Raw genomic sequence first — 24648 nt, 5'->3', positions numbered from 1 at the left:
TTATTAATTTTGTTTTTATAAAATTTTTACTAATGATAGGTTTCAATGCATCATACCTGTATTTTGCTGTGTTGCTTTTTATAACAGAAGTTTGCATAGCTGTTTTTGTTCACGATTCATTTGTTAGGCCTTATATGGGCGATGTTTTGGTAGTTATTTTATTGTATTGTTTTTTTAAAATTTTTTTAAAAACCAATGTGTTCAAAATGGCTTTTGCTGTTTTATTAATGTGTTTTTTTATCGAATTTTTACAATATATTGCCATTCTCAAAACGTTGCATTTGCAAAACGTTCAATGGCTTCAAATCGTATTGGGCCATTCGTTTTCTTGGTTGGACATGCTCTGTTATATGACTGGTTTTTTTTTGATACTCTTTTTGGAATACAACATTAGGCCGTTGCTGAATTTTAATCAAAACAAAAATAAATTCTCAAAAAAATGATTGTCGTTTTCAAAAGCCGTACCAATAACAACTAGGTCTGCACCCGCCTGAAATATGGCTGTTATTTGTGCTTGGTTTTTGATGCCCCCGCCAACAATAATGGGTATCGAAATGTGTTGTCTTACTTGTTTGATAATATTTTCCGACACCGATTTGATGGCTCCGCTACCCGCTTCTAAATAAACACATTGGCTTCCCATCATTTCGCCTGCTCGGGCTGTTTGAGCAATATAGCTGGGGTTGTCTTGGCTCAAAGGTGTCGTTTGGCTCACCCTTTCAACGGCGGTTGTACAACCTCCGTCTATTAAAATATAACTTGTAGCAATAATTTCAAGATTGGTTTGACTCAAAATGGGTACTGATTGCACCTGAAAATCTATCAAATAATCTGGGTTGCGACCCGAAATTAATGACAAAAACAAAATCCCGTCGGCATGTTTTGATATTTGTGATGGATGACCTGGAAACAACAATATAGGAATGTTCAAATGCTTTTTTGCCTCAATAATTATTTGATCTATTATATTGTTGCTCACGCTACTTCCACCAACAAACAAGTGGGTTGCTGGTGTTTTTTGGATTTTTAATAATAATAAATCAAGGTTTTCTAAGGCTATTTTATCGGGATCTATCAAAATAGCTAACCCTTTTTGATTCTTTTTTTTGGAGGCCAAAAAGGCTTCATATATTGGTTTCATGAACTTGCTATTGGGTTAAATATAGGGCGAATTGTTTTGGTCGGTTTCTGAAATAAACGCATAAACCAAACAAAAATTTTCAACCTCTTGAACATACACATCAAAGCGGGTTGTCCTATTTTCAAACTCTAAAACAGCCTTGGTTTTCAAATCGTTTTTTTGAAAAGAAGCTACCTGAATATGGTCTTTAAAACTGATTCCTTTTTGATTTTGAATTTTAAATATAGCTTCTTTTGCTCCCCAAATATGTGTCAAAACAATCAGATTTTCGGCACTGTTGGTTATAAAATTCATTTTTTGAAAATCGATAAATTTGTTTGCAATTTTCAGAATCTTATCCCGTTGCAACTCTACATCTATCCCCACTTTTTGATGGCTAATAATTAGACAAGCCAAGTCGTGCGAATGACTAATAGAAATATATTTTCCGTCGGATAAATGGGGTTTGCCCGAATCATCATACCACAAATCAACATCCAAATAACCCGCCAGTAGCAGCAAATGCCTTACACACAAAAAAGCTTTTTGATGCACTTCAGATTGCATTCCTTGCAATCGAGAGGCACTTTCAGGTTTTAACTCAATTGTAGTTTTTAAATCCGTAAGTTTTTCTGTTATTTTCCAAACAAAAATTTGGGTTTCTGGCGAATGATCTATGATTTTTAATAAAGGCATAAGACTAATTATAAAAGCAAATTTAATTCAAAATATTTGGATTTCAAAATGTTAGCATAATAAACAATTCACAATTTTTGATAAAAATTTTTAAATTCATAACTTATTATGTAATTTTGCAAAAAAATTAAATCTACAAATATACAATAAATGAGTACTACTACATCTATGCCTTATGTGGCTTACAAAGTAAAAGACATTTCTCTAGCAGCATGGGGAAGAAAAGAAATTCAATTGGCCGAAGCTGAAATGCCAGGTTTGATGGCACTTCGTGCAGAATATGCAGCCGAACAACCCTTAAAAGGAGCTCGTATTGCGGGTTGCTTGCACATGACCATACAAACTGCCGTTTTGATCGAAACTTTGATTGCTTTGGGAGCTGAGGTAACTTGGTCTTCTTGTAACATTTTCTCAACCCAAGACCAGGCTGCTGCTGCAATTGCTGCTGCTGGAATCCAAGTATATGCTTGGAAAGGTCTTGACGAAGAGTCTTTTGACTGGTGTATCGAGCAAACCTTATTCTTTGGCGAAGACAGAAAACCGTTGAACATGATTTTGGACGATGGTGGCGATTTGACCAATATGGTTATCGACCGTTACCCTCATTTAGTAGAAGGTATCAAAGGATTGTCTGAAGAAACTACAACAGGAGTACATAGATTATATGAAAGAGTAAAAGCAGGAACATTGCCAATGCCAGCAATTAACGTAAATGACTCGGTTACCAAATCGAAATTTGACAACAAATACGGTTGTAAAGAATCGGCTGTTGATGCTGTTCGTCGTGCAACTGATATCATGTTGGCCGGAAAAAGAGTTGTCGTTTGTGGCTATGGCGACGTAGGTAAAGGCTCTGCAGCCTCTTTCCGTGGCGCTGGTTCTATTGTAACCGTTACTGAAATTGACCCAATTTGTGCTTTGCAAGCCGCAATGGACGGTTTTGAAGTAAAAAGATTGGATACCGTTATTGCAAATGCAGACATTATCATTACTACAACAGGAAATAAAGACATTGTTTTGGGTGCTCATTTCGAAAAAATGAAAGACAAAACCATTGTATGTAACATCGGACACTTTGACAACGAAATAGACATGGCTTGGTTAAACCAAAACTTTGGACATACCAAAAACGAAGTAAAACCACAAGTCGATATCTACAACGTAAACGGAAAAGACATCATCATCTTGGCCGAAGGTCGTTTGGTAAACCTTGGTTGTGCCACAGGACACCCAAGTTTTGTAATGAGTAACTCGTTTACAAACCAAACCTTGGCTCAAATCGAATTGTGGAAAAACAGTGCAGCTTACAACAACGACGTTTACATGTTACCAAAACATTTAGACGAAAAAGTTGCCGCCTTGCACTTAGCAAAATTAGGGGTAGAACTAGAAACTCTTCGTCCAGAGCAAGCAGCGTATATTGGCGTGGAGGTTCAAGGCCCTTTCAAACCAGAATATTACAGATATTAGTAGTAAGATTTTAGTACTAAATATTAAAATAAAACCCCGATTTCATAAAGAAGTCGGGGTTTTTTATACCAAATATATTTNNTTGGACTATTTTATATGTATATTTGGTATTATTTGGAGCTATTTCCAGCTATTCGTTACAATCTTTTCTTTTTTTAAAGAAAAAAAAGAAAAGGATTTCCACTGCTATCTGGGCTAGTGATACCAAACATACATTCGTACTAAAATGAGGCATTTTTTTTCATCGAACGGTTTACAATATAAATCCCCACAAGCGTAACAAAACCACCAATAGCAAGAGCTACCGTTAATTTTTCGTCAAACAAAACCGCTCCCAACAAAACCGCTACTATTGGATTGATATAGGCATAAATACTATTAACATCGGGAGGCAAATGTTGTAAGGCATAAATAAAGGCAATAAATGTAAGAATAGAACCAAATACCACCAAATATGCAATACTCAACCACGAAATGGCAGGTATTTTCAAAACATTAACTCCAGTTCCTGTTGCTCCCACAAAAGCAAATAGCAACAAACTAGAAATAAACATTTGAATTCCTAACCCAAAATAAGGATTAAAATCGGCTGCTTTTTTCTTGGTATATAAACTGCCAAAAGCCCATGTAATGGTAGAAATAATAGAAATAATGATTCCAAAACTAAAATCAGGATTCAAAAAATCGGCCAAATGATCATAAAAAATAACACACACCCCCGAAAAACTAACCACAAATCCTGTAATGGCAAGTGCTGTAGCTTTTTGCCCCCTAGATATATTGATTATCAAAATCCATAAAGGTACACAAGCCCCAATAATGGCCCCCAAACCACTACTAATATACTTTACACCCCAGGTACTCAATCCATTGCTCAACACAAAATTCAATATACTCAAAATGACAATCATTTTCCATTGTTTGCCTTTTGGCCAAGGAGCTTTTTTATAAGTAAAAAACAAAATGTACAACAACCCACCCAAAAATTGCCTCATACCTGCCAGTTGCAATGCGGGCATGTGTTGTACCCCTTCTTTTGACGCTACCCAAGTAGTTCCCCAAACAATACTAACCCAACAAAGGGCCAAAATAGGCAAACCAATTTGATGAATTTTTGAAGATAAATAGGTTTTTAATGGAATAGTCATTTCAAAAAAGGTGTTAGAATTGAACAAAAGCACTCAATATTAGTTGAGCAAAAATAATTTATTTTAACGACATCATGATTGTTTTAAACGTTAAAATTCTAAATCATCTAAATGGTGGTGGTCAAAATGATAATGCAGCACTTTACTTAAACGATAATTGGCTATGTATTTTAATTTAGATACTGATTGGTCATCAAACTCGGGCATGGGCAAATGCCATTTTTGAGCCAACGATTGATAAAACATTTTCTTACTCGGATGATAAGGAGCAACCGCATTAAAAAGGGTATTCCAAACATTTTTGACTACAATTTGCATCAGTATTTCGATAGCATTTTTTTGATGAATCAATAGTATTGGTGCCTCTGGATTGGCAATGTTTTGTTGTCCAGAAAGACTCCAAACGGGGTGTCTTTTAGGACCAACAAGCCCTCCAAATCGAACAATTGTAGTTTCAAATGCCCCATTAGACTGCAACAAGTCTTCTACAATGGCAAGCTGTTGGCCACTTTCGGTTACAGGGTTTGGAGGCGTTTGCTCTGTAATAATCATAGTACTATCAGCATATACCGATGTCGAACTCACAAAAAGTACTTTGCTCACTCCACTATGTTCTATATAAGGCAAAAGGTTTTGTATTTTTTGAACAAAAACCTGCTCGGTGCTCCTTGAGTTTGCTTTTCGAAGCTGTGGCGGAATATTGATAATCAATACCGAAACCCCTTCTAAAAATGTGGCTATATCGCCACGAACGCCCTCGCTATCGAGTGAAATACAAAACGGAACGATACCTGCCTCTTTAAGCTCCGTTAATTTTGATGCTGTTGTTGTAGTGCCATTTACTTCAAACCCTTGTTTGATAAAAGCTTTGCACAATGGAAATCCTAACCAACCACAACCCAATACTGCTATTTTTTTGCTCATGCTTTGATATAAAAAAACGCATCAGAGGTGTTCTAATGCGTATAATTTTTTTAAAAATAAATTAACCCACTATTTTTTGTAAAGAGGTTTTAATACCTTTTATCAACGACGAACTAAACCCTTCGTGTTCCATTTCGTTGAGGCCCACAATAGTACAACCTTGTGGGGTTGTTACCCGATCAATCAACTGCTCGGGATGTATTTTTTCGACCAAGGCCATTGTTGCGGCACCTTTGGCGGTTTGCGAGGCAATGGCCAATGCCGTTTGAGCATCAAAACCAATTTCTATTCCCGCTTGCATCGAGGCTCTTATGTATCGTAGGGCATAAGCCGTTCCGCAGGCTCCCAAAACCGTGGCTGCATCCATCAATTTTTCGTCTATAACAGATACGGTGCCTAAATAATCAAATAATGTAATCACTTTTTCAGCCTTGACTTTGTCTTTTGGCAAATAGGATATACAAGTAGCCGACTCGCCAAAACGAGCTGCAATATTAGGCATTATATGTACAATTGCATGTTGTGTGCCTGTTATTGCTTGTATTTCCTCGATAGACAAGCCACTTACGGCCGATGCTATAGTGGCTTGATTCAAATGGGGCAAAATTTCTTCCAGCACCGCCTGAACCTGATAGGGTTTTATAGTCAAAATAACAATATCAGCTTCCGAAATATGTGTGGTATTGTTTGACGATACTTGAATACCTTCTTTTTCTAAATAACTTATTTTGTCAATGTTTCTGCGGGTTACGGTAACTTTATTCCCTTTGGAAAATTTTGAAATACCCAAAGCAATGGCCACCCCCAAGTTGCCCCCTCCAATGATGTGAATGTTCATAATATTGTTGTTGTGTTGTTGTTTTGAAAGCACAAAGATAACAATACTTTCAAACTATTTCAAATCTTAATATTATTAAATTAATACTAATTTTTAAAATATTATTACATTAAATTCTGATATTATTTATGCAATATAACCCCATGACAATTCCATCAAATATTTGAAGTGTCTGTTTTTTATTTCCCTATAATTACCATCAATTGACAATATATTTTTGCAGCCTTTCATTTTCAAAAAAGTGCAACTTCAATCATTTAAAATAATTGAAAACCAGAATTTTAAATTAATTTATCAAAAGTTTTAATTCAATATTTTTGAGTCATTTGAATATTTCTTTTTTCAAATCATACAAAATAATTTCTTATTTTTGTTTCCTATTTTAAATCATCTTTGATTTTTTATTCCTAATATGTATTATACCCGATGGTTTTGGATATAATAATCTGTAATTGTGAGTTTTTATGGCTCAACTTTTGTTTTTGTATTACAAATAAAATAGAATTTTTATTGTCTATTTAAGTGCGACGCATCGGGTTGTAGGACTGTAATTAGCGTTATGGTATGGATGTGTTTTTTTACAAAAAAATGTTTATGTTTTAAAATAGCAAGCAATAGGCAATAATAAAAACAAATTCCTTAAATTTGCTGGCATTATTTAAAACAAAAAACAATGTTACAAACTGCATTTATTAGAGACAATCAAGAAAAAGTAATCAAAGCCTTGGCCAAAAGACATCTTGACGCTAGAGCTGTTGTGAAAGAAATCGTTGAATTAGATGAAAACCGTCGGGCTTCGCAAGTGGCTTTAGATACTATTTTGTCTGAATCTAATAAATTATCGAAAGATATTGGCGATTTGATGAAAAACGGCGAAAAAGCCAAAGCCGAAATTTTAAAAGCCAAAACGGTTTCGTTGAAAGAAAAAAGCAAAGAACTTGCCGAAATAACCGAGCGATTGTCGCAGCAGCTTACAGAAAAATTATATACGCTTCCAAATTTGCCTGCCGATATTGTGCCAGAAGGCCAATCTGCCGACGACAATTTGAATATTTTTCAAACGGGCGATATTCCAACCTTGTATGAAGGGGCGTTGCCACATTGGGATTTGATAAAAAAATATGATATTGTTGATTTTGAGCTTGGTACCAAAATCACAGCACCTGGTTTTCCTGTATATAAAGGCAAAGGGGCCAAATTGCAACGGGCCTTGATAGCTTATTTTTTAGATAAAAATACCGATGCGGGCTATAAAGAATACCAAGTGCCTCATTTGGTGAACGAAGCTTCGGCTTATGGTACGGGGCAATTGCCCGACAAAGAGGGGCAGATGTATCATGATGCCAAAGACGATTTGTATTTGATACCCACGGCAGAAGTGCCTGTTACTAATATATTTAGAGATGTGATTTTGAACGAAAACGAACTGCCTGTTTTGTGTACGGGTTATACACCTTGTTTTAGACGAGAGGCAGGATCGTGGGGGGCTCATGTTAGGGGGCTCAACAGATTGCATCAATTTGACAAAGTAGAAATTGTAAGAATTGAACATCCTGATCGATCTTATGAAGCGCTTGAAGGCATGGTAGAACACGTGAAGGATATTTTGAATGAATTGAAATTGCCTTATCGAATTTTGAGGTTGTGTGGTGGCGATATGGGATTTGCATCGGCTTTGACTTATGATTTTGAAGTTTTTTCGACTGCTCAGGATCGTTGGTTGGAAATCAGTTCGGTGTCCAATTTTGAAACTTTTCAGTCTAATCGTTTGAAATTGCGGTTTAAAGACAAGGAAGGGAAAAACCATTTGGCACACACTTTAAACGGAAGCTCGCTGGCTTTGCCAAGGGTTTTGGCTGGGATTTTAGAAAATTATCAAACGCCCGAGGGTATTGTAATTCCAGAAGTTTTGAGAAGGTATTGTGGATTTGACCTCATAGATTAAGCGGTATTTTTAATTATTGCAAAAGCATGTTGTGGTTTTACATTTGTGTGAAACAAATTTTTAGAAAGCCATTGTTTTAGGATTGAAATGACAAGCTGTTTTGAAAGCGGGCATTTGAAATGTTGTTTGGATTTGCGTGAGGGATAGCAGTGGAAATTCTTTTTTGCCCTTTTTTTGGGCAAAAAAGATTATTTCACAATATGATATTTCTTTTGGAGTTCAAAAGATTGTTGTTTGAAACGGATAGCCCGACCCGTAGTTTACGGAGGGGCACGCCCAATTTTTTTTTTTGGATGTAACAAATGGTGTTGTTATTTATTTTGCCTGTTTTTTTGAAAATATATTATGAGAAGCCACGATAAAAAATAAATATCGATTAGAAATATGAAATTCAAGTATTGTCTGTGTTTAATAATTTTTTTGCACTCGTTGTTGGTTTTGTCTCAAAACGAACAATTGGCACAATATTATTTTGACAAAGGCGAATTTGAAAAAGCACAATTGAGTTATGAGGCCTTGAGCAAAGACATGCCGCAAAATGCCACCTATTTTTTGAAAACGATAGCGTGTTTGCAACAGCTGGAAAAATATGACGAAGCCCAAAAGCGGATAGAAAGTAAGCTCGACAGCCATCCGATGGCTGTATTGTGGATAGAGTTGGGCTACAATTATCAGCGGCAAAAAAACGAAGAGCAAGCCCAAAAATATTATCAAAAGGCGATGGCAATGATTCAAAAAAATCCAGATGAGGTGTATGGAGTGGCTAGTTGTTTTGAACAAAAATCGTTGGTAAATGAGGCATTGCAAGCCTATCAACTGGGTGTTTCCTTGAATCCGAATTTTAATTTTAATTTTCAAATGGCCGTGCTTTATGGCCAAAAAGGACAATCGGATTTGATGGTAGAGAAGCTGTTGGACGAGTCTGCTGCCAATCCTGGTATGCTGCCTGTTATTCAGAATGCGTTGTCGAGGTATTTGGCAGAGGATGCTTCAGGACATTTTGCCGATGTATTGAAAAAGGCATTGATTTTGCGAACACAAAAGGCCCAAGACATTTTTTGGAACCAATTTTTGAGTTGGCATTTTGTGCAACAAAAAGATTTTGGCAAGGCATTTATACAGGAAAAAGCGATTTATAAACGCAGTCCTGATATGTTTTCAAACCTCATCAATTTGGCACAAATGGCAGCAAATGAAGGCGAAATAGCTACAGCCAACGAGGTTTATCAATTTGTATTGGACAACACGAATGACCCTTATTTGAAAGTTCAGGCTCATTATTTTATTGAAAAGATTAAAATTCAAAAGGCCGTTGCTACGGATTATGCTGCAATAGATGTGGCATTAGAAGGCTGGATTCAACAATATGGTATCAATCAAATTACGTTTGATTTGCAAAAACTGCAGGCTCATTTTGTGACATTTTATCTAAAAAATCCTGAAAAGGCCCAAATGATATTGAAAAGGGCATTGGAATTGCCGTTGAGTTATACCCAAATGGGAGAAGCCAAAATGGAATTGGCCGATATTTTATTGTATCAGGAAAAATTTAATCAGGCTTTGATTTATTATTCGCAAATAGAAAATGACTTAAAGAATGATGTTATCGGGCAAGAAGCGAGTTTGAAAATAGCCAAAACGAGTTATTTTCAAACGGATTTTGAATGGGCCAACAAGCAATTGTCTGTATTGAAAACGGCTTCGACACAATTGATTGCAAACGATGCGATAGATTTGTATTTATTGATAAGCGATAACACGGTGTCCGATTCGACACAAACGGCTTTGAAAAAATTGGCCCATGCAGACTTTTTGGTTTATCAAAACAAAAATGAGGCTGCCCTAGAGGCTTTCAAAAAAATACTGACCGAGCATGCTACAGACGAAATTGTGCCAGTAACACTGTATAGAATGGGCAAAATATATGAAACAATGGAGCAATGGGATATGGCCTTAGCACATTATCAGCACATTATAGACCGCTTTCAAGATGGGATATATGCAGACGAGGCTTACTATTTTTCGGGAAATATTTGGAGTCAAAAACAAGATGTAGCAAAGGCCAAAGCCTGCTACGAGGCCGTTATTATGCACCACGAAGACAGTATTTATTACACAGATGCCCAACGAAAGTACAGGCAACTACGGGGAGATAAGGCTTTATAAACAATAGCAAAAGCACTACAAAATGATGATAATATACAATGTAACAATAAATATTCAAGAGAGTGTCCACGACCAGTGGCTGCAATGGATGCACAACATACACATACCCGAAATGCTGGCCACGGGCAAATTTTTGTCGGCCCGACTAGTCAAGGTATTGATAGAAGAGGACATGGGGGGCATTACTTATTCGGTTCAATATACAACCGATAGCAAAAATACATTAGAGCGGTATTATTTGGAAGATGCACCAAAACTTCGAGAGGCATCGTTGAAACTTTTTGGGGATAAAATGTTGGCTTTTAGAACAGAATTGGAATTAATTGCAGACTATCAATAACGTTTTAAAACCCTATCCAATTCTTTTTTTATTAACAAACAATTTTTGCCCATTGGGCTAAAAAACATGGAACAAGTAAAAGCCAAAAAACACCTCGGACAACATTTTTTAAAAGACGAAAGCATTGCACAAGCCATAGCCGACACTCTTGAATTGGAGGGTTATGATCATGTGTTGGAAATAGGGCCAGGTATGGGGGTTTTGACCAAATATTTGTTAGCCAAGCCCATAACAACTTATGTAATAGAAATAGACAAAGAATCTGTAACGTATTTGGATGCCAAATACCCAGCCTTGAAAGGCAAAATAATATCGGAAGACTTTTTGAAATACAATATTCAAAAAATATTTGAAGACAAACAATGGGCAATTATTGGGAATTTTCCGTATAATATTTCGACTCAAATTGTGTTTAGGGTGTTAGAATATCGAAATCAAATACCTGCCTTTTCGGGTATGTTTCAAAAAGAAGTAGCCGAACGGATTTGCGAGAAAAAAGGGAGCAAAGCTTATGGTATTTTATCGGTATTGGTACAGGCTTTTTATGAGGCAACTTATCTTTTTACGGTAGATGAACACGTTTTTAATCCGCCGCCAAAAGTCAAATCGGGTGTATTACGATTGATACGAAAAGACAATTACAGTTTGCCATGTGGCGAAAAATTGTTTTTTACGGTGGTTAAAACCGCTTTTCAACAACGACGAAAAACATTGCGAAATAGTTTGAAAACATTAAATTTGTCGGACAAATTGCGAGAAGACAGCCTTTTGGATAGCCGTCCGGAGCAATTGAGTGTTGCAGAATTTATAGCTTTAACCCAAAAAATTGAAGCCGATGGAGTTTAAAATAAGCAAAGATTTGATTGTTCAGATAGAACAACTTATTGAAAATAAAGCCGATAACGAACTAGAAATTTTGTTGTCGGATTTGCATCATGCCGATATTGCCGAGGTTTTAGACGAATTGAATTTTGACGAAGCTACTTATATTTTTAGGCTTTTAGAGTCAGACGTGACCTCTGAAATACTTTTGGAACTAGAGGACGATTTGCGAGAAAACATTTTGAAACGCTTGTCGCCCAAAGAAATTGCCGAAGAGTTGGACGAGTTGGATACAGATGATGCGGCAGATATTATTGGCGAATTGTCTCAAACTAAGAAGCACGAGGTTATCTCGGAACTTTTGGACGTAGAGCATGCCAAAGATATTGTAGAATTGTTGCGTTATGACGAAGATACAGCAGGAGGATTGATGGGGAAAGAGTTAGTCAAAGTCAATGAAAACTGGAGTGTCATTACCTGTATGAAAGAAATGCGGATTCAGGCCGAACACGTTTCAAAAGTACATTCGATTTATGTGGTTGATGATGAAAACCGCCTCAAAGGGAGGCTATCGTTGAAGGATTTATTGACTACATCTACCAAAACTCAAATTGCCGATGTGTATATTCCGAAATTGAATTTTGTAAACGTAGATACTAAAGATGTAGAAGTGGCACGAATCATGCAAAAATATGATTTGGAAGCCATACCCGTAGTAGATGAATTGGGCAGACTCGTAGGCCGTATAACGATTGACGATATTATTGATGTGATAAAAGAAGAGGCCGATAAAGATTATCAATTAGCAGCAGGTATTACGCAGGACGTTGAAACAAACGACAGCATTTTAGAACTCACAAAAGCTCGAATCCCTTGGCTTTTGATGGGCATGCTTATCGAGTTGCTAGCTTCGCAAGTATTGGACAACAACCAAGCCGCCTTTAAAAAATATACTACCCTGTTTATATTTGTTCCTTTGCTTTCGGCAACTGCTGGCAACATTGGGGTACAGGCCTCGGCCATTGTGGTACAAGGATTGGCAAATGGCACACTAAAAGAATTTAGTCGTAATTATTTTAGCAAAGAAATTGCGGTTGCAATGATTTCTGGAACCATCATTTCGATGATCCTTTTAGGCTATCATACCATTATGTTTGGTCAAATTCAAGTAGGAATTGCTATTTCTATTTCTATTATTGTTGTTATTTTGTTTGCAGCCACGCTAGGAACATTAGTACCTCTTTTTTTACATAAAAATAAAATAGATCCTGCTATTGCAACAGGGCCTTTTATCACAACTACTAATGATGTTATAGGTATTTTTTTGTATTTTAGTATAGCTAAATTGATTTTGAATTTTTAATTATTGTTTCGTCCCAACCTTTTGTGTCAAATAAGGCTCTATGTTTTTAAACCTTAAAAATGTATGGCCATGAAAAAAATTCTTTTTGCAATCTTAATCGGTATTTCGGCAGTTTCTTTTGCTCAAAAACCGATTTTTACGACCGCTAAAATCAAAAGTGCAACTGTTTATAGTAATGGTGCCGAGCTAAACCACACCACATCAGTAGCTTTGCCTATGGGGGTGAGTGAAATTGTGGTTAAAAACGTGGCCGATTATGTTAATGAAAACACCATTCAAATTGGTGTGCCTGCCCATGTTACGGTGCTTTCGGTTCAATTTACCAAAAATTATATTTCCGAGTTTGAAATAGACGAAACCAACCCAACCATCAAAAAAGTGCGAGACAGTATTGCAATACTTCAGAAAGAATTGAGTAAGTTGGATACGGAAAAAACCGCCCATACCAAAAGCATCGAACTGCTAGACAAAAACCAAAATGTGGCTGGAGCCAATACAGGATTGAACGTTGCCGAACTCATGAAACTAGTGGATTACTACAACCTGAAACATCGAGACTTGCGAAATGCCATTCATTCCATTGAAGAAAAAGAAGCCAAAACAAATTGGAGGCTTGAAAAATTGAACAACAAACTGGAATTGAACACCCAAAAAGAAGAAAGTGCCTCGCAAGGAAAATTGATACTGCAAGTTATGGCAGACATGACCAGCACCGTAAATTTTGACATCAATTACCTTACTGCAAATGCGTCGTGGCAACCGTTTTACGATTTGCGTGCCGACAACATCAACACGGCAATCAACCTAAAATACAAAGCAAAAGTAACCCAAAACACAGGAATAGACTGGAAAAAAGTAAAATTAACCCTTTCTAGCGGCAACCCAACCCAAAACAATACCGCCCCAATTTTGAATGCGTGGTTTTTGAAATATGGTAATTCATACAAACAAGGTTATTTGAATAGCACTTCAAATGTAATCCAATCTTTGCAAGGACAAGTAGCTGGTGTGCAAATAAGTGATACTTCTGGAGCTCCTGGTATTGATAAAAAGATAATGATAAGAGGAGCCGCTTCAAAAGAACCTTTGTATGTTGTAAACGGTTCTATAATTTCTAAAGAAGCCATTCAAAGCATCAATCAAAATGCCATAAAATCCATGAACGTACTCAAAGGGGAAAATGCAACCTCGGTTTATGGCAGTGAAGCAGCCCATGGTGTGATTGAAATAACCACCAAAAATAGTGACGATTATACCTCCATTGAAGAACAAGAACTCAACATTTCGTTTGATATAGACATTCCTTACGATATTTTATCCAACGGCAAAGCCCATAGTGTAGCCCTGAAAGACCTTAAAATTCCGGCAACCTACAAATATTATGCTGCACCAAGAGTAGAAAAAGAGGCCTTCTTATTAGCTGAGGTTAGCGATTATTCTAAATTCAATTTGTTGCCTGGCGAAGCCAACATCATTTTTGAAGGAATGTATGTGGGCAAAACAACCATCAACCCCAACCAAACCGCAGACACCCTGAATTTGAGCATGGGCAGAGACAAAAAAATAGCCATCAAGCGAGAGAAAGTAGCAGACAAGTCGGGGACAAAATTCCTTTCTGGCTACAAAGAACAAATGTTTACGTATGACCTTACGGTAAAAAACAACAAAAAAGAAGCCATAAACATGCTGCTCAAAGACCAATACCCTATCAGTACCGACAAAGACATTACAATAGAATTGCTAGAAAATGGCAAAGCAAATACCAATGCCGAAACAGGTATATTAACATGGCAACTCAAACTAGAGGCTGGCGAAAGCAAGAAAATAAGAATTAGCTACAAGGTAAAATATCCAAAAGATAAAATTATTGAAAATTTGTAGCATATATTATTATTTTTTTTGATAAACAACCTTCAAAACCCACTTGAAAATTAATGCCCAATATATTTTATATGTATATTTGGTATAACCTTCAAGTGGGTTTTGGTTTTCATAAAAAATAGAGGTAATCAATTTTAACAAAAATATAAACAAACACCGTTTTTTTATAATTCAAATTGATTACTTTTGTATTTAGAAAAATTCTAAATAAAGAGATGTTTGATATTCAAAAAATAAGAGCCGATTTCCCAATTCTGGGCACCCAAGTAAACAACAAACCATTGGTTTATTTTGATAATGGTGCTACGTCTCAAAAACCTCGAGTTGTAATAGAGTCCATTGCCCATTATTATGAAAACACCAATGCCAATATCCACAGAGGGGTGCATACCTTGAGCCAAAAAGCAACAGACGCTTATGAACTGGCACGACAAAAAATTCAAAAACACCTCAATGCCTTGCATCCACACGAAGTAATAATGACTTCTGGAACCACGCATAGCATCAATATAGTAGCCAACGGCATGGCCCATTGGCTAAAACCCATGGACGAAATTTTGGTTTCGGCGTTAGAACATCATAGCAATATTGTGCCTTGGCAAATGCTTTGCGAACGAACGGGAGCGGTACTAAAGGTAATTCCAATGGATGCCAACGGAGCTTTAATTTTGTCGGAGTTTGAAAAATTATTATCGGACAAAACCAAGTTAGTAGCCGTAAATCATATTTCAAATGCACTAGGCACCCTCAATCCTGTGGCCTATATGGCACAAAAAGCCCATCAAGTTGGGGCCTTAATTTTAGTAGATGGAGCACAGGCAGTACCTCATTTGAGGCCCAACGTTGTTGCATTGGATTGCGATTTTTATGTTTTTTCTGGACATAAAATGTGTGGCCCAACGGGAACAGGAGTTTTATATGGCAAAGAAGTTCACCTTAATGCACTAGCACCTTTTCAGGGAGGAGGCGAAATGATTAAGGAAGTAACCTTTGAAAAAACAATATATGCAGCATTGCCTCATAGGCTAGAGGCAGGCACTCCAAATATTGCTGGAGGCATCGTATTGGGAGTTGCCATCGATTATTTAAACGAAATTGGTTTTGAGGCCATTGCGGCTCACGAAAAAATGCTTTTAGATTATGCTACACAAGCATTAACTCAAATAGAAGGATTACAAATTTTTGGCACAACGCCCGAAAAAGCCTCTGTAATTTCGTTTAATATCAAAGGAATTCACCCTTATGACATTGGTACAATTATTGATAAACTTGGTATAGCCGTAAGAACGGGGCACCATTGTGCACAACCCATTATGAATTTTTTTGAAATTCCAGGCACCATCAGAGCTAGTTTTGCATTTTATAACACCAAGGACGAAATTGATTTGATGGTTGCAGCTATTAAAAAAGCCATGACAATGTTGCAGTAAGAATACTAATTTTATTAATAGATAAAAAAATGAAAACCCTAACTTTTGTATTATTTTCTTTTTTAGTTTGTAGTTGCAAATCAACAAGTACAAATGCAACAAACCAGAACACCATGACTACCAAAGAGCCTGTTGCAAATGCAACAGCAACCCAACAACAGCAAGATTTTAAATTGGTTTATACGGCCAATTCAAGGGGAAGTTTTTTTAAAATTGAAATAGCAAATCAATCCATACAAATTGTAAATTCGAGAGACGAATTTGAAAAGCCTAAAATTTTTGCCCTATCAGATGCAGATTGGCAAAACATTGTAAGTGAAGTTAAATTGCTACAATACAATGAAATAGCTACTTACAAAGCTCCATCTCAAGCCCGATTTTATGATGGTGCAGGCATTGGAAAATTTGTTATAACATTGGAAAATGAAACTTATACTTCAAAAGATTTTGATGCTGGAAATCCTCCTGTTGCTTTGTCAAAAGTAGTATCATTGATGATTTCGCTTTCAAATAATAAACAATAACAAATGGAAATACAAAAAATACAAGAAGAAATAGTTGAAGAGTTTTTAATGTTTGACGATTGGATGCAACGGTATGAATACATTATTGAATTAGGAAAAAACTTACCATTGATAGACGCATCATTAAAAACAGATGAAAATTTAATAAAAGGTTGTCAATCAAAGGTTTGGATGCACGGAGCCATTGAAAACCATATCATTTATTTTACTGCCGATAGCGATGCTATTTTAACAAAAGGTATTGTAGCGTTATTGATAAGAACTTTTTCAGGACAATCGGCACAAGCTATTTTAGAGGCAAAATTGGATTTTATCGATCAAATTGGACTCAAAGAACACCTTTCGCCAACAAGGGCCAACGGATTGCTGTCTATGATCAAACAAATAAAAATGTATGCTTTGGCTTACAATTCAAAATAAAAGAAACAAATAAAATATGAGTACAGAAAATAAGATAGATACTTATTCGTTAGGCGAATCGATAGTAGAAAAATTAAAAACCATTTACGATCCAGAAATTCCAGTGGACATTTATGAATTAGGATTGATATATGATGTAATGGTAAATGAAGCATTTGATGTAAAAATTTTGATGACCTTAACCTCGCCAAATTGTCCTGTGGCCGAAACATTGCCATTAGAAGTAGAGGAAAAAATAAAAACGATAGATCAAATACACGAGGTAGAAGTAGAAATTACTTTTGACCCCCCTTGGAGCAAAGATTTAATGAGCGAAGAAGCCAAACTTGAGTTGGGAATGTTGTAAATTTTTTTTTAAAAATGGAAGACGAAATACTCAACAAAGTGGCTCAAAGTGCCTTGGTTGTATTTGATTTAGAAGATTATTATCCAGCGGGTCGTCGGGAGCTCATCGATTTGTCTCAATGGCTTTTTGAAGGGTATATCCTAAAAGAAAAAGCATTTAGAACGGCACTTGCTCAACACAATTGGAGCAATTATCAAGATGCTTTTGTGGCCATTACATGTAGTACAGATGCCATTATACCAAAATGGGCCAGTATGCTGGTAGCCGTTCAGTTGCAGCCTTTTTCAAAAAAAATAGTTTTGGGAAACTTAGAAACATTGGAAACCAGTATATATCAAGATATTTTAAATGAATTAGATTATACACAATACCAAGATAAACCCATGATTTTGAAAGGTTGCTCCAAAAAACCCGTACCAGAAGGAGCATACATTTTAGCCCTACAAAATTTACAAACTGTGGCCAAGAGCATTATGTTTGGCGAAGCTTGCTCGGCCGTGCCCATGTATAAACGCAAATAAATATGTTAATTCTTTTGGGCAATCCGTATGGAATCTGTACTTTTGTAGCAAATAATAATTAACAATAATGAAGAAAATTTTTTATGCAATAGTCTTATTATCAGGACTTTGCTCAAACGCACAAGAAAGAACGGTTCAAGATTTAGAAAAAATCAAAAAAGAACTCGATGCCAAACCTAATGGTTGGAAAAAAGGCGGATTGCTAACCCTAACTTTCAATCAATCAGCTTTTAATAACGATTGGACGGGAGGTGGTGTTTCAAATATGTCGGGCAATATTGGTTTGAATTATGATTTGAATTACAAAAAAGATGACGTATCGTGGGACAACAAATTTATTGCTTCTTACGGTTTGACAAAAATCAAAGGCGAAGATTTAGTAAGAAAAACAGACGACAGATTGATCATCAATTCTATTGTTGGAAAAAAAGCCTCAGGATATTGGTTTTATTCTGGATTTGTAAATTTTAAAACACAGTTTGATGCAGGATTCCTTTTAGACGGAACAGGAAAACCAACAGGTGTCAAAAATTCACACTTTATGTCGCCAGCATATATTCAGGCAGGTCCGGGTATGCTATGGAAAAAATCTGACAATTTGAAAGTGAATATTGCACCTGCTACTTCACGCTTAATTTTAGTAGATTCTTATTTTACACAATATGGTTCGTCTTTTGGTGTAGCACAAGGCAAATCCTCTAGATTTGAATTTGGAGCATCTGTAAATGCTTATTATAAAACTACCTTGATGGAAAATGTTACGATTGAAAATAATTTAGGTTTATATGCCAATTATTTAGACAAACCTCAAAATATTGATATAGATTATAATATGAATTTAGTGATGAAAATCAATAAATATATTTCTACAAATTTAGCTTTTCAAGCAATTTATGATGATAATACTATTGGAGCTTTTCAAATCAGAGAAGTATTTGGATTGGGAGTCAATTATGGTTTTTAATTCATTTTGCACCACATCATATCAAAACCTTTAGCCTCATATGCTAAAGGTTTTTTTGTATATCAACAACAAAAGTATCACCGTCGTTCAAAAACGGAAATTTTTTTCGGGCCTCGTTTAAAGCTTTTTTGTCCAGCTCAAATTCAAAAAAACCTTCAGTAGTTTGTGGTGCCAAAATCAGGTTGCCAAAACAATCAACACACTGAGAATGACCAGGATATACTAATTGATGAGCATCTGAACCCACCCGATTAACTCCAATTACATAAGCCATATTTTCGATAGCACGTGCTTTTAGCAAAGCATCCCATGCTGCAATTCTAGCATTTGGCCAATTGGCCACATACAACAAGGCATCATAGCCCATAGTGTTCCGACTAAAAACAGGAAATCGCAAATCATAGCAAACTTGAAGGGCAATTTTAAAACCCTCGAACAATATTATTTGTGGCTGGCTACCTGCAGTATATATTTGATGTTCGCCAGCCAAGGTAAATAAATGCCTTTTATCATAAAATAGCACTTTGCCCGATGGCAAAACAAATAAAAAACGGTTGTAAAAAAGGCCATTTTCTTGTATAGGAATACTACCTGCAATGGCAGCTTGGTGTAGTTTTGCCATTTTTTGTAGCCATAAAACGGTTTGTTCCTGCATGGTTTCGGCCAGCAATTGTGCATTCATCGAAAAACCCGTAGTAAACATTTCGGGCAAAAGGATAAGATTTGTATTTGAAGAAATTTTAGAAAAAATGACCTCTAATTTATTGATGTTTTTGATTTTATTTTCCCAAATTATATCAAATTGTACTACTGCTATTTTCATTTATTATCATTTATTGTAATTTATTATTGATATATAGTATATTTTTTAATCCTATTATCTGATATTGGCATGTTTTATAAATATTTGGATTATTCATTAAATAATTTGTATTTTCGCCAATAAAAAAGTAAACTCTACATATATGTTAAATTTACATATCAAAAGTGCTCAAAACTTTATCAAACTCCATTTTTTAATTGTGAGTTTTTATATTGTTACGTTTATTTTTTTTCTATATTTATTTGGCCAATCGCAATATACTTTTCCTGTTTTTATAGCTTTAGTTTGCAATAATATCATTTATTATATTGTAAAAGAAATGAACAGCAAAAAAGGTATTTTGGTTATGTTTGTTTTTTATAACATCTTATTTTTAACCGATATTTTGTTGGTTTGGAATTTTTTACCATTAGAATACGCTTGGTTTATCAATTTGATAATTATATTGTTTTTTAATTTTAATATCAGATATGCTGTAACCTATTTGATCGCTTTGGCATTTGTATTGCCACTAACTCCTTATGCTTCAGAATATTTTGTGCAATATTTTGGCTTCAATTCCATCAATGTATTTACTACACAAAAATCTGTTTATATTTGGAATGTTGTACAATTGTTTACCATATTTTTGTTTATGTTGTTGGTTTATCATTTTAAAAAAGAATTAAACCAAATTTACAAAAAAAATAGCGAACTTAAAAAATCGGATACCCAAAAAATGCAAAATACAGAAAAACATTTTGTAGAGGCAGAAATTGATTATGACCAAGACCACAGAAAAAACAACAGAAAACTACAAACTAAAAACAAAACAGAGTTTGTTAAATCAGACAACTTTGTTATTCTGTTTAAAGATATTGTACAATATATAGAAAAAGAAAAACCATACAAAGACCCTAATTTTTCTTTAAATGATTTAGCCGAACATTTTCAAACCAATATTAATTATATTTCAAAATCGATTAATATCAATCAAAACGGCGAAAATTTCAAAAACTTAGTCAATTACTACCGTATTGAATATGTCAAACAAGAAATAGATAACGGATTGAAAAACAGAAAGTTAAAAGATTTATATACCGCAGCTGGATTTGAATATCAGGCCACTTTTAATCGTGTGTTTAAAGAGTTTGAAGGAGTAACGCCATCAGAATACATCAAATCCGTTAGAGGCATTACCGATGCTCAAAATAATTAATACTTTTTTATTTATAATTGGATTGCAAATGTCAATCGTAATGCCAAATTGTCTTTGATATTTTCAAACTGATATGGCCCATATCTATAAAATCCACTCAAACCAAATCCTTTGTAAAGCTGATTGATTTCTATCCCCGATTCGTAATAGCCTTTTTCGAGTGTTTTAAATGGAAGTCCAATATGTTGCGACATGCGATTCATGTTTCCGTAAGCAAATCTTGATACTAATACAATGGTAGGTTTCTTTTTTTGAAAAAGCGGCACATCGACAAAAGCATGTTTGGCTTGTAAAAAAACATAATTGCTCGAAAAAAATTCGTTGTAAAACATTGTTTCAAAACTATTTTTACCCGCCGTTGTTAGTCTTTCCCACAAATTGTCTTTTGTAGGATTGTTGGGCAACATGTTAAACAAATGGGTTATTGGAACATCGCCAACCGTTAGTCCGGCATTTAGTATCAGCCCCGTTTTTTGTTTGTTCAGATACTCTTTTTCATAATCAAATTTGAAATCTATTTTAAAAAAATCAAAATCGTTTTCAATAATTTTTGGCAATGTTTGGGTCAATTGAAATGTAAATTTTGGGAACCTTTTTTCTATTTCAAACCTACCAATTGGCGTTTGCATATAATCGCTAAACGGATTCCATTGAATAGAAACCTGTGCCGTTGTTAGGTTAAAAATGCGGTATTCTCTACCCAAATGGGCAAACATATAGTTGAATTTAGGCTCAATAATGTTGTGTGATATTTCCCAAACGCTTTCGGTTTTTGGAATAATTCGAGTTTCAATATAGGCTCTTAAACTAACAATGTTATAAAAATTGGTAATATTAAAGGGCCTTCCATCATATATTTTGAATGGTGTTTTTTCTACTAAAAATTTGGTACTTCCCAGCTCTCGAACATCATCTGTATAGGACATTCCAATCCATGAATTTGAAAAATTCCCAACCCGAACACTACTTCCAAGATGGTATTTAAACACCCCATCTTTGGTTCCATAAGCCGTATAACCCTCTAGTTTATAAAGGCTCGACAGTTTTTCGTTGCTCATACCTCCAATACCAAATCGCAAACCTTCGTGGTTGTTAAATGTAAATATCTTTTTCAAATCCACATCTATTTTCCCAATTGGCAAATAGCCAAACCTAAATTTTCGGGCAATGGCTATTCGGGATTCTAATTTGTTTTTGACAGACAAACTGTCCAAAACCCGATAGGTATTTGGGGTTCTATCGTCTAAATGTTGTATGCAAAGGCTGTCCATCAATTGCCGATGCACTTTTGTTGGTTCTTCCTTGGCCTGAATGGCAATAGAAGGGCGTTTGATATTTACGGGCTGGTCTATTTGGATGTCAAAATTTTTCGATTCTGAAATTAAATACAAATAATCTGATAATTTTTTATCATGCGATGGCATTTCTAATATATCATTATTATCAAAATGAATTTTCAAACCTAAAATTTGAATGTCTTCGTTGTTTTTGCCTTTTGTAATGATAAATTTTTTGTGTTTTGGAAACCAAATGTCTTTTTCAACACTATATTCAAAATCATGAACCCCCGAAATGTTCAAAATGCCACCTACTCCTAAAACAGCTTTTGCTACTCCAAAATTGGATTTGTCTATATAAAGCACCCCTTCTAACCCCTTGGATTTACTCTTTTTTTTGTTTTTAAAATATATAACGGCAGTTTTTCGGCCTTCTACCCATGCCTCGTCTAATAGTGTAAATTCATATTCATTATACAAATGGTCTGATAATGGACTAATGTATTTGGTTTCGGCTAACTCGTAGTGGTTGTTATATACCGAAAAAGATTGTAAGTTGAAACCTAATATTTCATACAATGGTTTTTTGAATCCAGCCATTTTGGCGTCTAAAATGGTTTCTTTTAAATTATTTTTTGCATATTGAAAAAGCGATAATTTTTCTAATAAAAACAAATGATTTTTTGTAATAATTTGTTTTAATTTATAGTCGGAGGAATCTATTTTTGTTAGTATTTTAAATCCATTTCGGGTAATAAAAACACTGTCAATATTGCCTTTTAACGAATCGGGTGTTGCTGTAACTAAAGTTTTGTTATACGTTTTAAAATCAAATGTTTTAAATCGCAACAACGGATCATTATGTTTTTTATAAAAAATAACGTTTTTTATGATTTTTTGTGCTGTATTTTTTTTGGATAAGGCTTCTTTATTTGTATCAAATGGTTTTAAATAGATGTTTTTATAGTATTGATGGGCCTTTACTTCTAGTTTTTGACTTTCAAAACCAACCCTCGAAATTTGGATGGTGGTTACGGTATCCAAAATAGTGAGCAAAAATTTGCCTTTGGCATCTGTAAAATAAAACATTCCATTGTTTGTTTTGATGCTCACAAACGGAATGGGAGCATGGCTAGATGCGTCTTTTACAACGCCTTTAAATGTTGTTTGAGCTTTTATTGGCAGGGCTAATAGCATCAAAGCAATAAAAAACCAATAAGTTTTAAACGACATATAGAATCAAATTTTCAACAAAAATAGAAAATTATGTTTATATTAAAAGTTTTTTTTTAAATGTTGTGGCTAAATAATTTTTACAATTGCCTTTGTGGTTTTGAATCAAATAAGTAGAATGTCGGGTTTGAACAAATAGAAATGAAAACAATTGATTTTCAATAGAATATATTGATTTCTATGGGTTAAAATACGGATGCTTACTTGGTACGAATAAATCAAACTGTGATAAAAAATCCTTGTCAATCTACCTCATTTTGACAAGGATTTAGTTGTTGATGTTGTGCATTTAATATTCAGATGAATATCGATCGAAATTTAGACAAACAATACAACCAACAACGGAATAACCAAACCTGCTGCGGCAAGTTTCCAGCCCCGTTTGCTAAAGGTATTTTTGCCAACGGTAATCATCAGCATGCCCGAAATAGCAATGGTTATCAACGATATACCAAAAATATCCGAGTAGTAAATCCACCAGTTGGAGGTGTTTTTGTGCAACTTCATGGTCTGGCTGATAATTGGTGTTTTCACAAATGTTTCTATTTCGCCTTTGCCAGTTTTTAAGTCAATTTCGACATCATTTTTTTCAAAGGATATTTTTAATTTATCTTCTTTTACTTTGTAACGGCGAAATTTATCCTCAATGCCCAATTGTTGGCCAAGGTCTTCGGCAAATTTTTCGGTTATTTTTTGGTCTTTTGGTAGGTTTACTTTTATTGACTTGGTTGCTACGGTATATTTTTCGGGATGCCACATATCTCTGTGGTTCATCATAATACCTGAAAATGCAAATGAAATGATCAGGCCTACATAAAAGTAGCCTAAATCTCGGTGAATGTTTCGGGCAGTTAGTTTTGCCATAGTTTTATTTTTTAGTTTATATATAGATGGTATTTTATGTCAATGGTTTAAATAAAATTTATTAAATTTTTATCGAACCATTAAGATATTAAGTTTCATGAAGTCTTAATTACCTTAATTTCTTAATGGTTTACATTTTTGAATAGTTTTTTTATAATATTAAACATTTGTAAGAAACCAATACATTACGTCGTAAAACCTTTTTTTTGAAATTTTTGTTTAGAAAATGTCTTTTGAAATCTATTCGTCATGTCTAGCCCCGATAGAGCCGATATCCTTTTTGTTTTTTTTTTTTTTAAAAACAAAAAGATAAAGGCGAAAGCGGGACAGATTTT

At 34.9% G+C, this 24648-nt stretch carries 23 protein-coding genes; 15 read left to right on the top strand and 8 right to left on the bottom strand.

The window, feature by feature from the left end; translation table 11 throughout:
• The first annotated feature begins 32 nt into the window (after positions 1-32).
• The gene (locus B0A58_RS02080; protein WP_089079678.1) at positions 33-443 is read left to right on the top strand and encodes a ribosomal maturation YjgA family protein; all 411 of its coding nucleotides are present in this window, start codon (positions 33-35) and stop codon (positions 441-443) included.
• Here the strand turns inward: B0A58_RS02080 and B0A58_RS02075 are convergent.
• The gene (locus B0A58_RS02075) at positions 413-1141 is read right to left on the bottom strand and encodes a geranylgeranylglyceryl/heptaprenylglyceryl phosphate synthase (RefSeq protein ID WP_089079677.1); all 729 of its coding nucleotides are present in this window, start codon (positions 1139-1141) and stop codon (positions 413-415) included. The genes B0A58_RS02080 and B0A58_RS02075 overlap by 31 nt on opposite strands.
• Positions 1142-1156: 15 nt before the next feature.
• The gene (locus B0A58_RS02070; RefSeq protein ID WP_089079676.1) at positions 1157-1816 is read right to left on the bottom strand and encodes a 4'-phosphopantetheinyl transferase family protein; all 660 of its coding nucleotides are present in this window, start codon (positions 1814-1816) and stop codon (positions 1157-1159) included.
• A 150-nt stretch (positions 1817-1966) separates the two neighbouring features.
• Here B0A58_RS02070 and ahcY point away from each other — a divergent pair, with 150 nt between their 5' ends.
• Positions 1967-3286 (top strand): adenosylhomocysteinase, encoded by a 1320-nt coding sequence (gene ahcY, locus B0A58_RS02065; protein ID WP_089079675.1) that lies wholly within the window; start codon positions 1967-1969, stop codon positions 3284-3286.
• Between the two features lie 221 nt (positions 3287-3507).
• Here ahcY and B0A58_RS02060 read toward each other — a convergent pair whose 3' ends face one another.
• The 3 genes from B0A58_RS02060 to proC form a co-directional block, all read right to left on the bottom strand.
• Positions 3508-4434, bottom strand: a complete 927-nt coding sequence (locus tag B0A58_RS02060) for a DMT family transporter (RefSeq protein ID WP_089079674.1) — start codon at positions 4432-4434, stop codon at positions 3508-3510.
• Between the two features lie 90 nt (positions 4435-4524).
• Positions 4525-5358 (bottom strand): NAD-dependent epimerase/dehydratase family protein, encoded by an 834-nt coding sequence (locus B0A58_RS02055; protein ID WP_089079673.1) that lies wholly within the window; start codon positions 5356-5358, stop codon positions 4525-4527.
• A 61-nt stretch (positions 5359-5419) separates the two neighbouring features.
• A complete protein-coding gene (gene proC / locus B0A58_RS02050; protein ID WP_089079672.1) occupies positions 5420-6196 on the bottom strand; it encodes a pyrroline-5-carboxylate reductase in 777 nt (258 codons plus the stop codon).
• 673 nt (positions 6197-6869) lie between these two features.
• On the opposite strand from proC, the gene serS reads away from it, so the two are divergent.
• The 12 genes from serS to B0A58_RS01990 all read left to right on the top strand — a co-directional run bounded on the left by serS (position 6870) and on the right by B0A58_RS01990 (position 18918).
• On the top strand, positions 6870-8141 hold the full coding sequence (serS, locus tag B0A58_RS02045; protein WP_089079671.1) for a serine--tRNA ligase: 1272 nt from the start codon (positions 6870-6872) through the stop codon (positions 8139-8141).
• 384 nt (positions 8142-8525) lie between these two features.
• The gene (locus tag B0A58_RS02040) at positions 8526-10307 is read left to right on the top strand and encodes a tetratricopeptide repeat protein (RefSeq protein ID WP_089079670.1); all 1782 of its coding nucleotides are present in this window, start codon (positions 8526-8528) and stop codon (positions 10305-10307) included.
• 25 nt (positions 10308-10332) lie between these two features.
• Positions 10333-10647 (top strand): DUF4286 family protein, encoded by a 315-nt coding sequence (locus B0A58_RS02035; protein ID WP_044032642.1) that lies wholly within the window; start codon positions 10333-10335, stop codon positions 10645-10647.
• 66 nt (positions 10648-10713) lie between these two features.
• Complete coding sequence (gene rsmA, locus B0A58_RS02030; protein ID WP_014085445.1) at positions 10714-11493, top strand: 16S rRNA (adenine(1518)-N(6)/adenine(1519)-N(6))-dimethyltransferase RsmA; 780 nt, start codon at positions 10714-10716, stop codon at positions 11491-11493.
• Complete coding sequence (gene mgtE / locus B0A58_RS02025) at positions 11483-12832, top strand: magnesium transporter (protein ID WP_014085444.1); 1350 nt, start codon at positions 11483-11485, stop codon at positions 12830-12832. Before rsmA ends, mgtE begins: the two co-directional genes overlap by 11 nt.
• Positions 12833-12895: 63 nt before the next feature.
• Complete coding sequence (locus B0A58_RS02020; RefSeq protein ID WP_089079669.1) at positions 12896-14713, top strand: DUF4139 domain-containing protein; 1818 nt, start codon at positions 12896-12898, stop codon at positions 14711-14713.
• 215 nt (positions 14714-14928) lie between these two features.
• Positions 14929-16143, top strand: a complete 1215-nt coding sequence (locus B0A58_RS02015; RefSeq protein WP_089079668.1) for an aminotransferase class V-fold PLP-dependent enzyme — start codon at positions 14929-14931, stop codon at positions 16141-16143.
• Positions 16144-16172: 29 nt separating this feature from the next.
• Complete coding sequence (locus B0A58_RS02010) at positions 16173-16667, top strand: hypothetical protein (protein ID WP_089079667.1); 495 nt, start codon at positions 16173-16175, stop codon at positions 16665-16667.
• Positions 16668-16670: 3 nt separating this feature from the next.
• On the top strand, positions 16671-17087 hold the full coding sequence (locus tag B0A58_RS02005) for a SufE family protein (protein WP_089079666.1): 417 nt from the start codon (positions 16671-16673) through the stop codon (positions 17085-17087).
• A 16-nt stretch (positions 17088-17103) separates the two neighbouring features.
• Positions 17104-17433: an SUF system Fe-S cluster assembly protein gene (locus tag B0A58_RS02000; RefSeq protein WP_014085439.1), complete on the top strand. Its 330-nt coding sequence runs from the start codon at positions 17104-17106 to the stop codon at positions 17431-17433.
• A 14-nt stretch (positions 17434-17447) separates the two neighbouring features.
• Positions 17448-17954 carry a DUF2480 family protein gene (locus B0A58_RS01995; protein ID WP_014085438.1) on the top strand — a complete coding sequence of 169 codons (507 nt, stop codon included), beginning with the start codon at positions 17448-17450 and terminating at the stop codon, positions 17952-17954.
• A 67-nt stretch (positions 17955-18021) separates the two neighbouring features.
• Entirely contained in the window at positions 18022-18918 is an 897-nt protein-coding gene (locus B0A58_RS01990; RefSeq protein ID WP_089079665.1) for a DUF3078 domain-containing protein, read from the top strand.
• 43 nt (positions 18919-18961) lie between these two features.
• Here the strand turns inward: B0A58_RS01990 and B0A58_RS01985 are convergent, their stop codons facing one another.
• A complete protein-coding gene (locus tag B0A58_RS01985) occupies positions 18962-19741 on the bottom strand; it encodes an amidohydrolase (protein ID WP_089079664.1) in 780 nt (259 codons plus the stop codon).
• Between the two features lie 142 nt (positions 19742-19883).
• Between B0A58_RS01985 and B0A58_RS01980 the strand changes: the two genes are divergently transcribed.
• Positions 19884-20939 carry a helix-turn-helix domain-containing protein gene (locus B0A58_RS01980; protein WP_089079663.1) on the top strand — a complete coding sequence of 352 codons (1056 nt, stop codon included), beginning with the start codon at positions 19884-19886 and terminating at the stop codon, positions 20937-20939.
• Between the two features lie 11 nt (positions 20940-20950).
• On the opposite strand, the gene B0A58_RS01975 is transcribed toward B0A58_RS01980, so the two are convergent.
• Both B0A58_RS01975 and B0A58_RS01970 read right to left on the bottom strand, forming a co-directional pair.
• The gene (locus B0A58_RS01975) at positions 20951-23449 is read right to left on the bottom strand and encodes a DUF5686 family protein (RefSeq protein ID WP_089079662.1); all 2499 of its coding nucleotides are present in this window, start codon (positions 23447-23449) and stop codon (positions 20951-20953) included.
• Positions 23450-23767: 318 nt separating this feature from the next.
• A complete protein-coding gene (locus B0A58_RS01970) occupies positions 23768-24313 on the bottom strand; it encodes a PepSY-associated TM helix domain-containing protein (RefSeq protein ID WP_089079661.1) in 546 nt (181 codons plus the stop codon).
• Positions 24314-24648: the final 335 nt, after the last annotated feature.

The sequence above is a fragment of the Flavobacterium branchiophilum NBRC 15030 = ATCC 35035 genome, from assembly GCF_002217205.1.
GTDB classification, from domain to species: Bacteria; Bacteroidota; Bacteroidia; order Flavobacteriales; family Flavobacteriaceae; genus Flavobacterium; species Flavobacterium branchiophilum.
The sequence above is the reverse complement of the archived record's forward strand: the minus strand, read 5'-3'. Positions and strand labels throughout refer to the sequence as shown.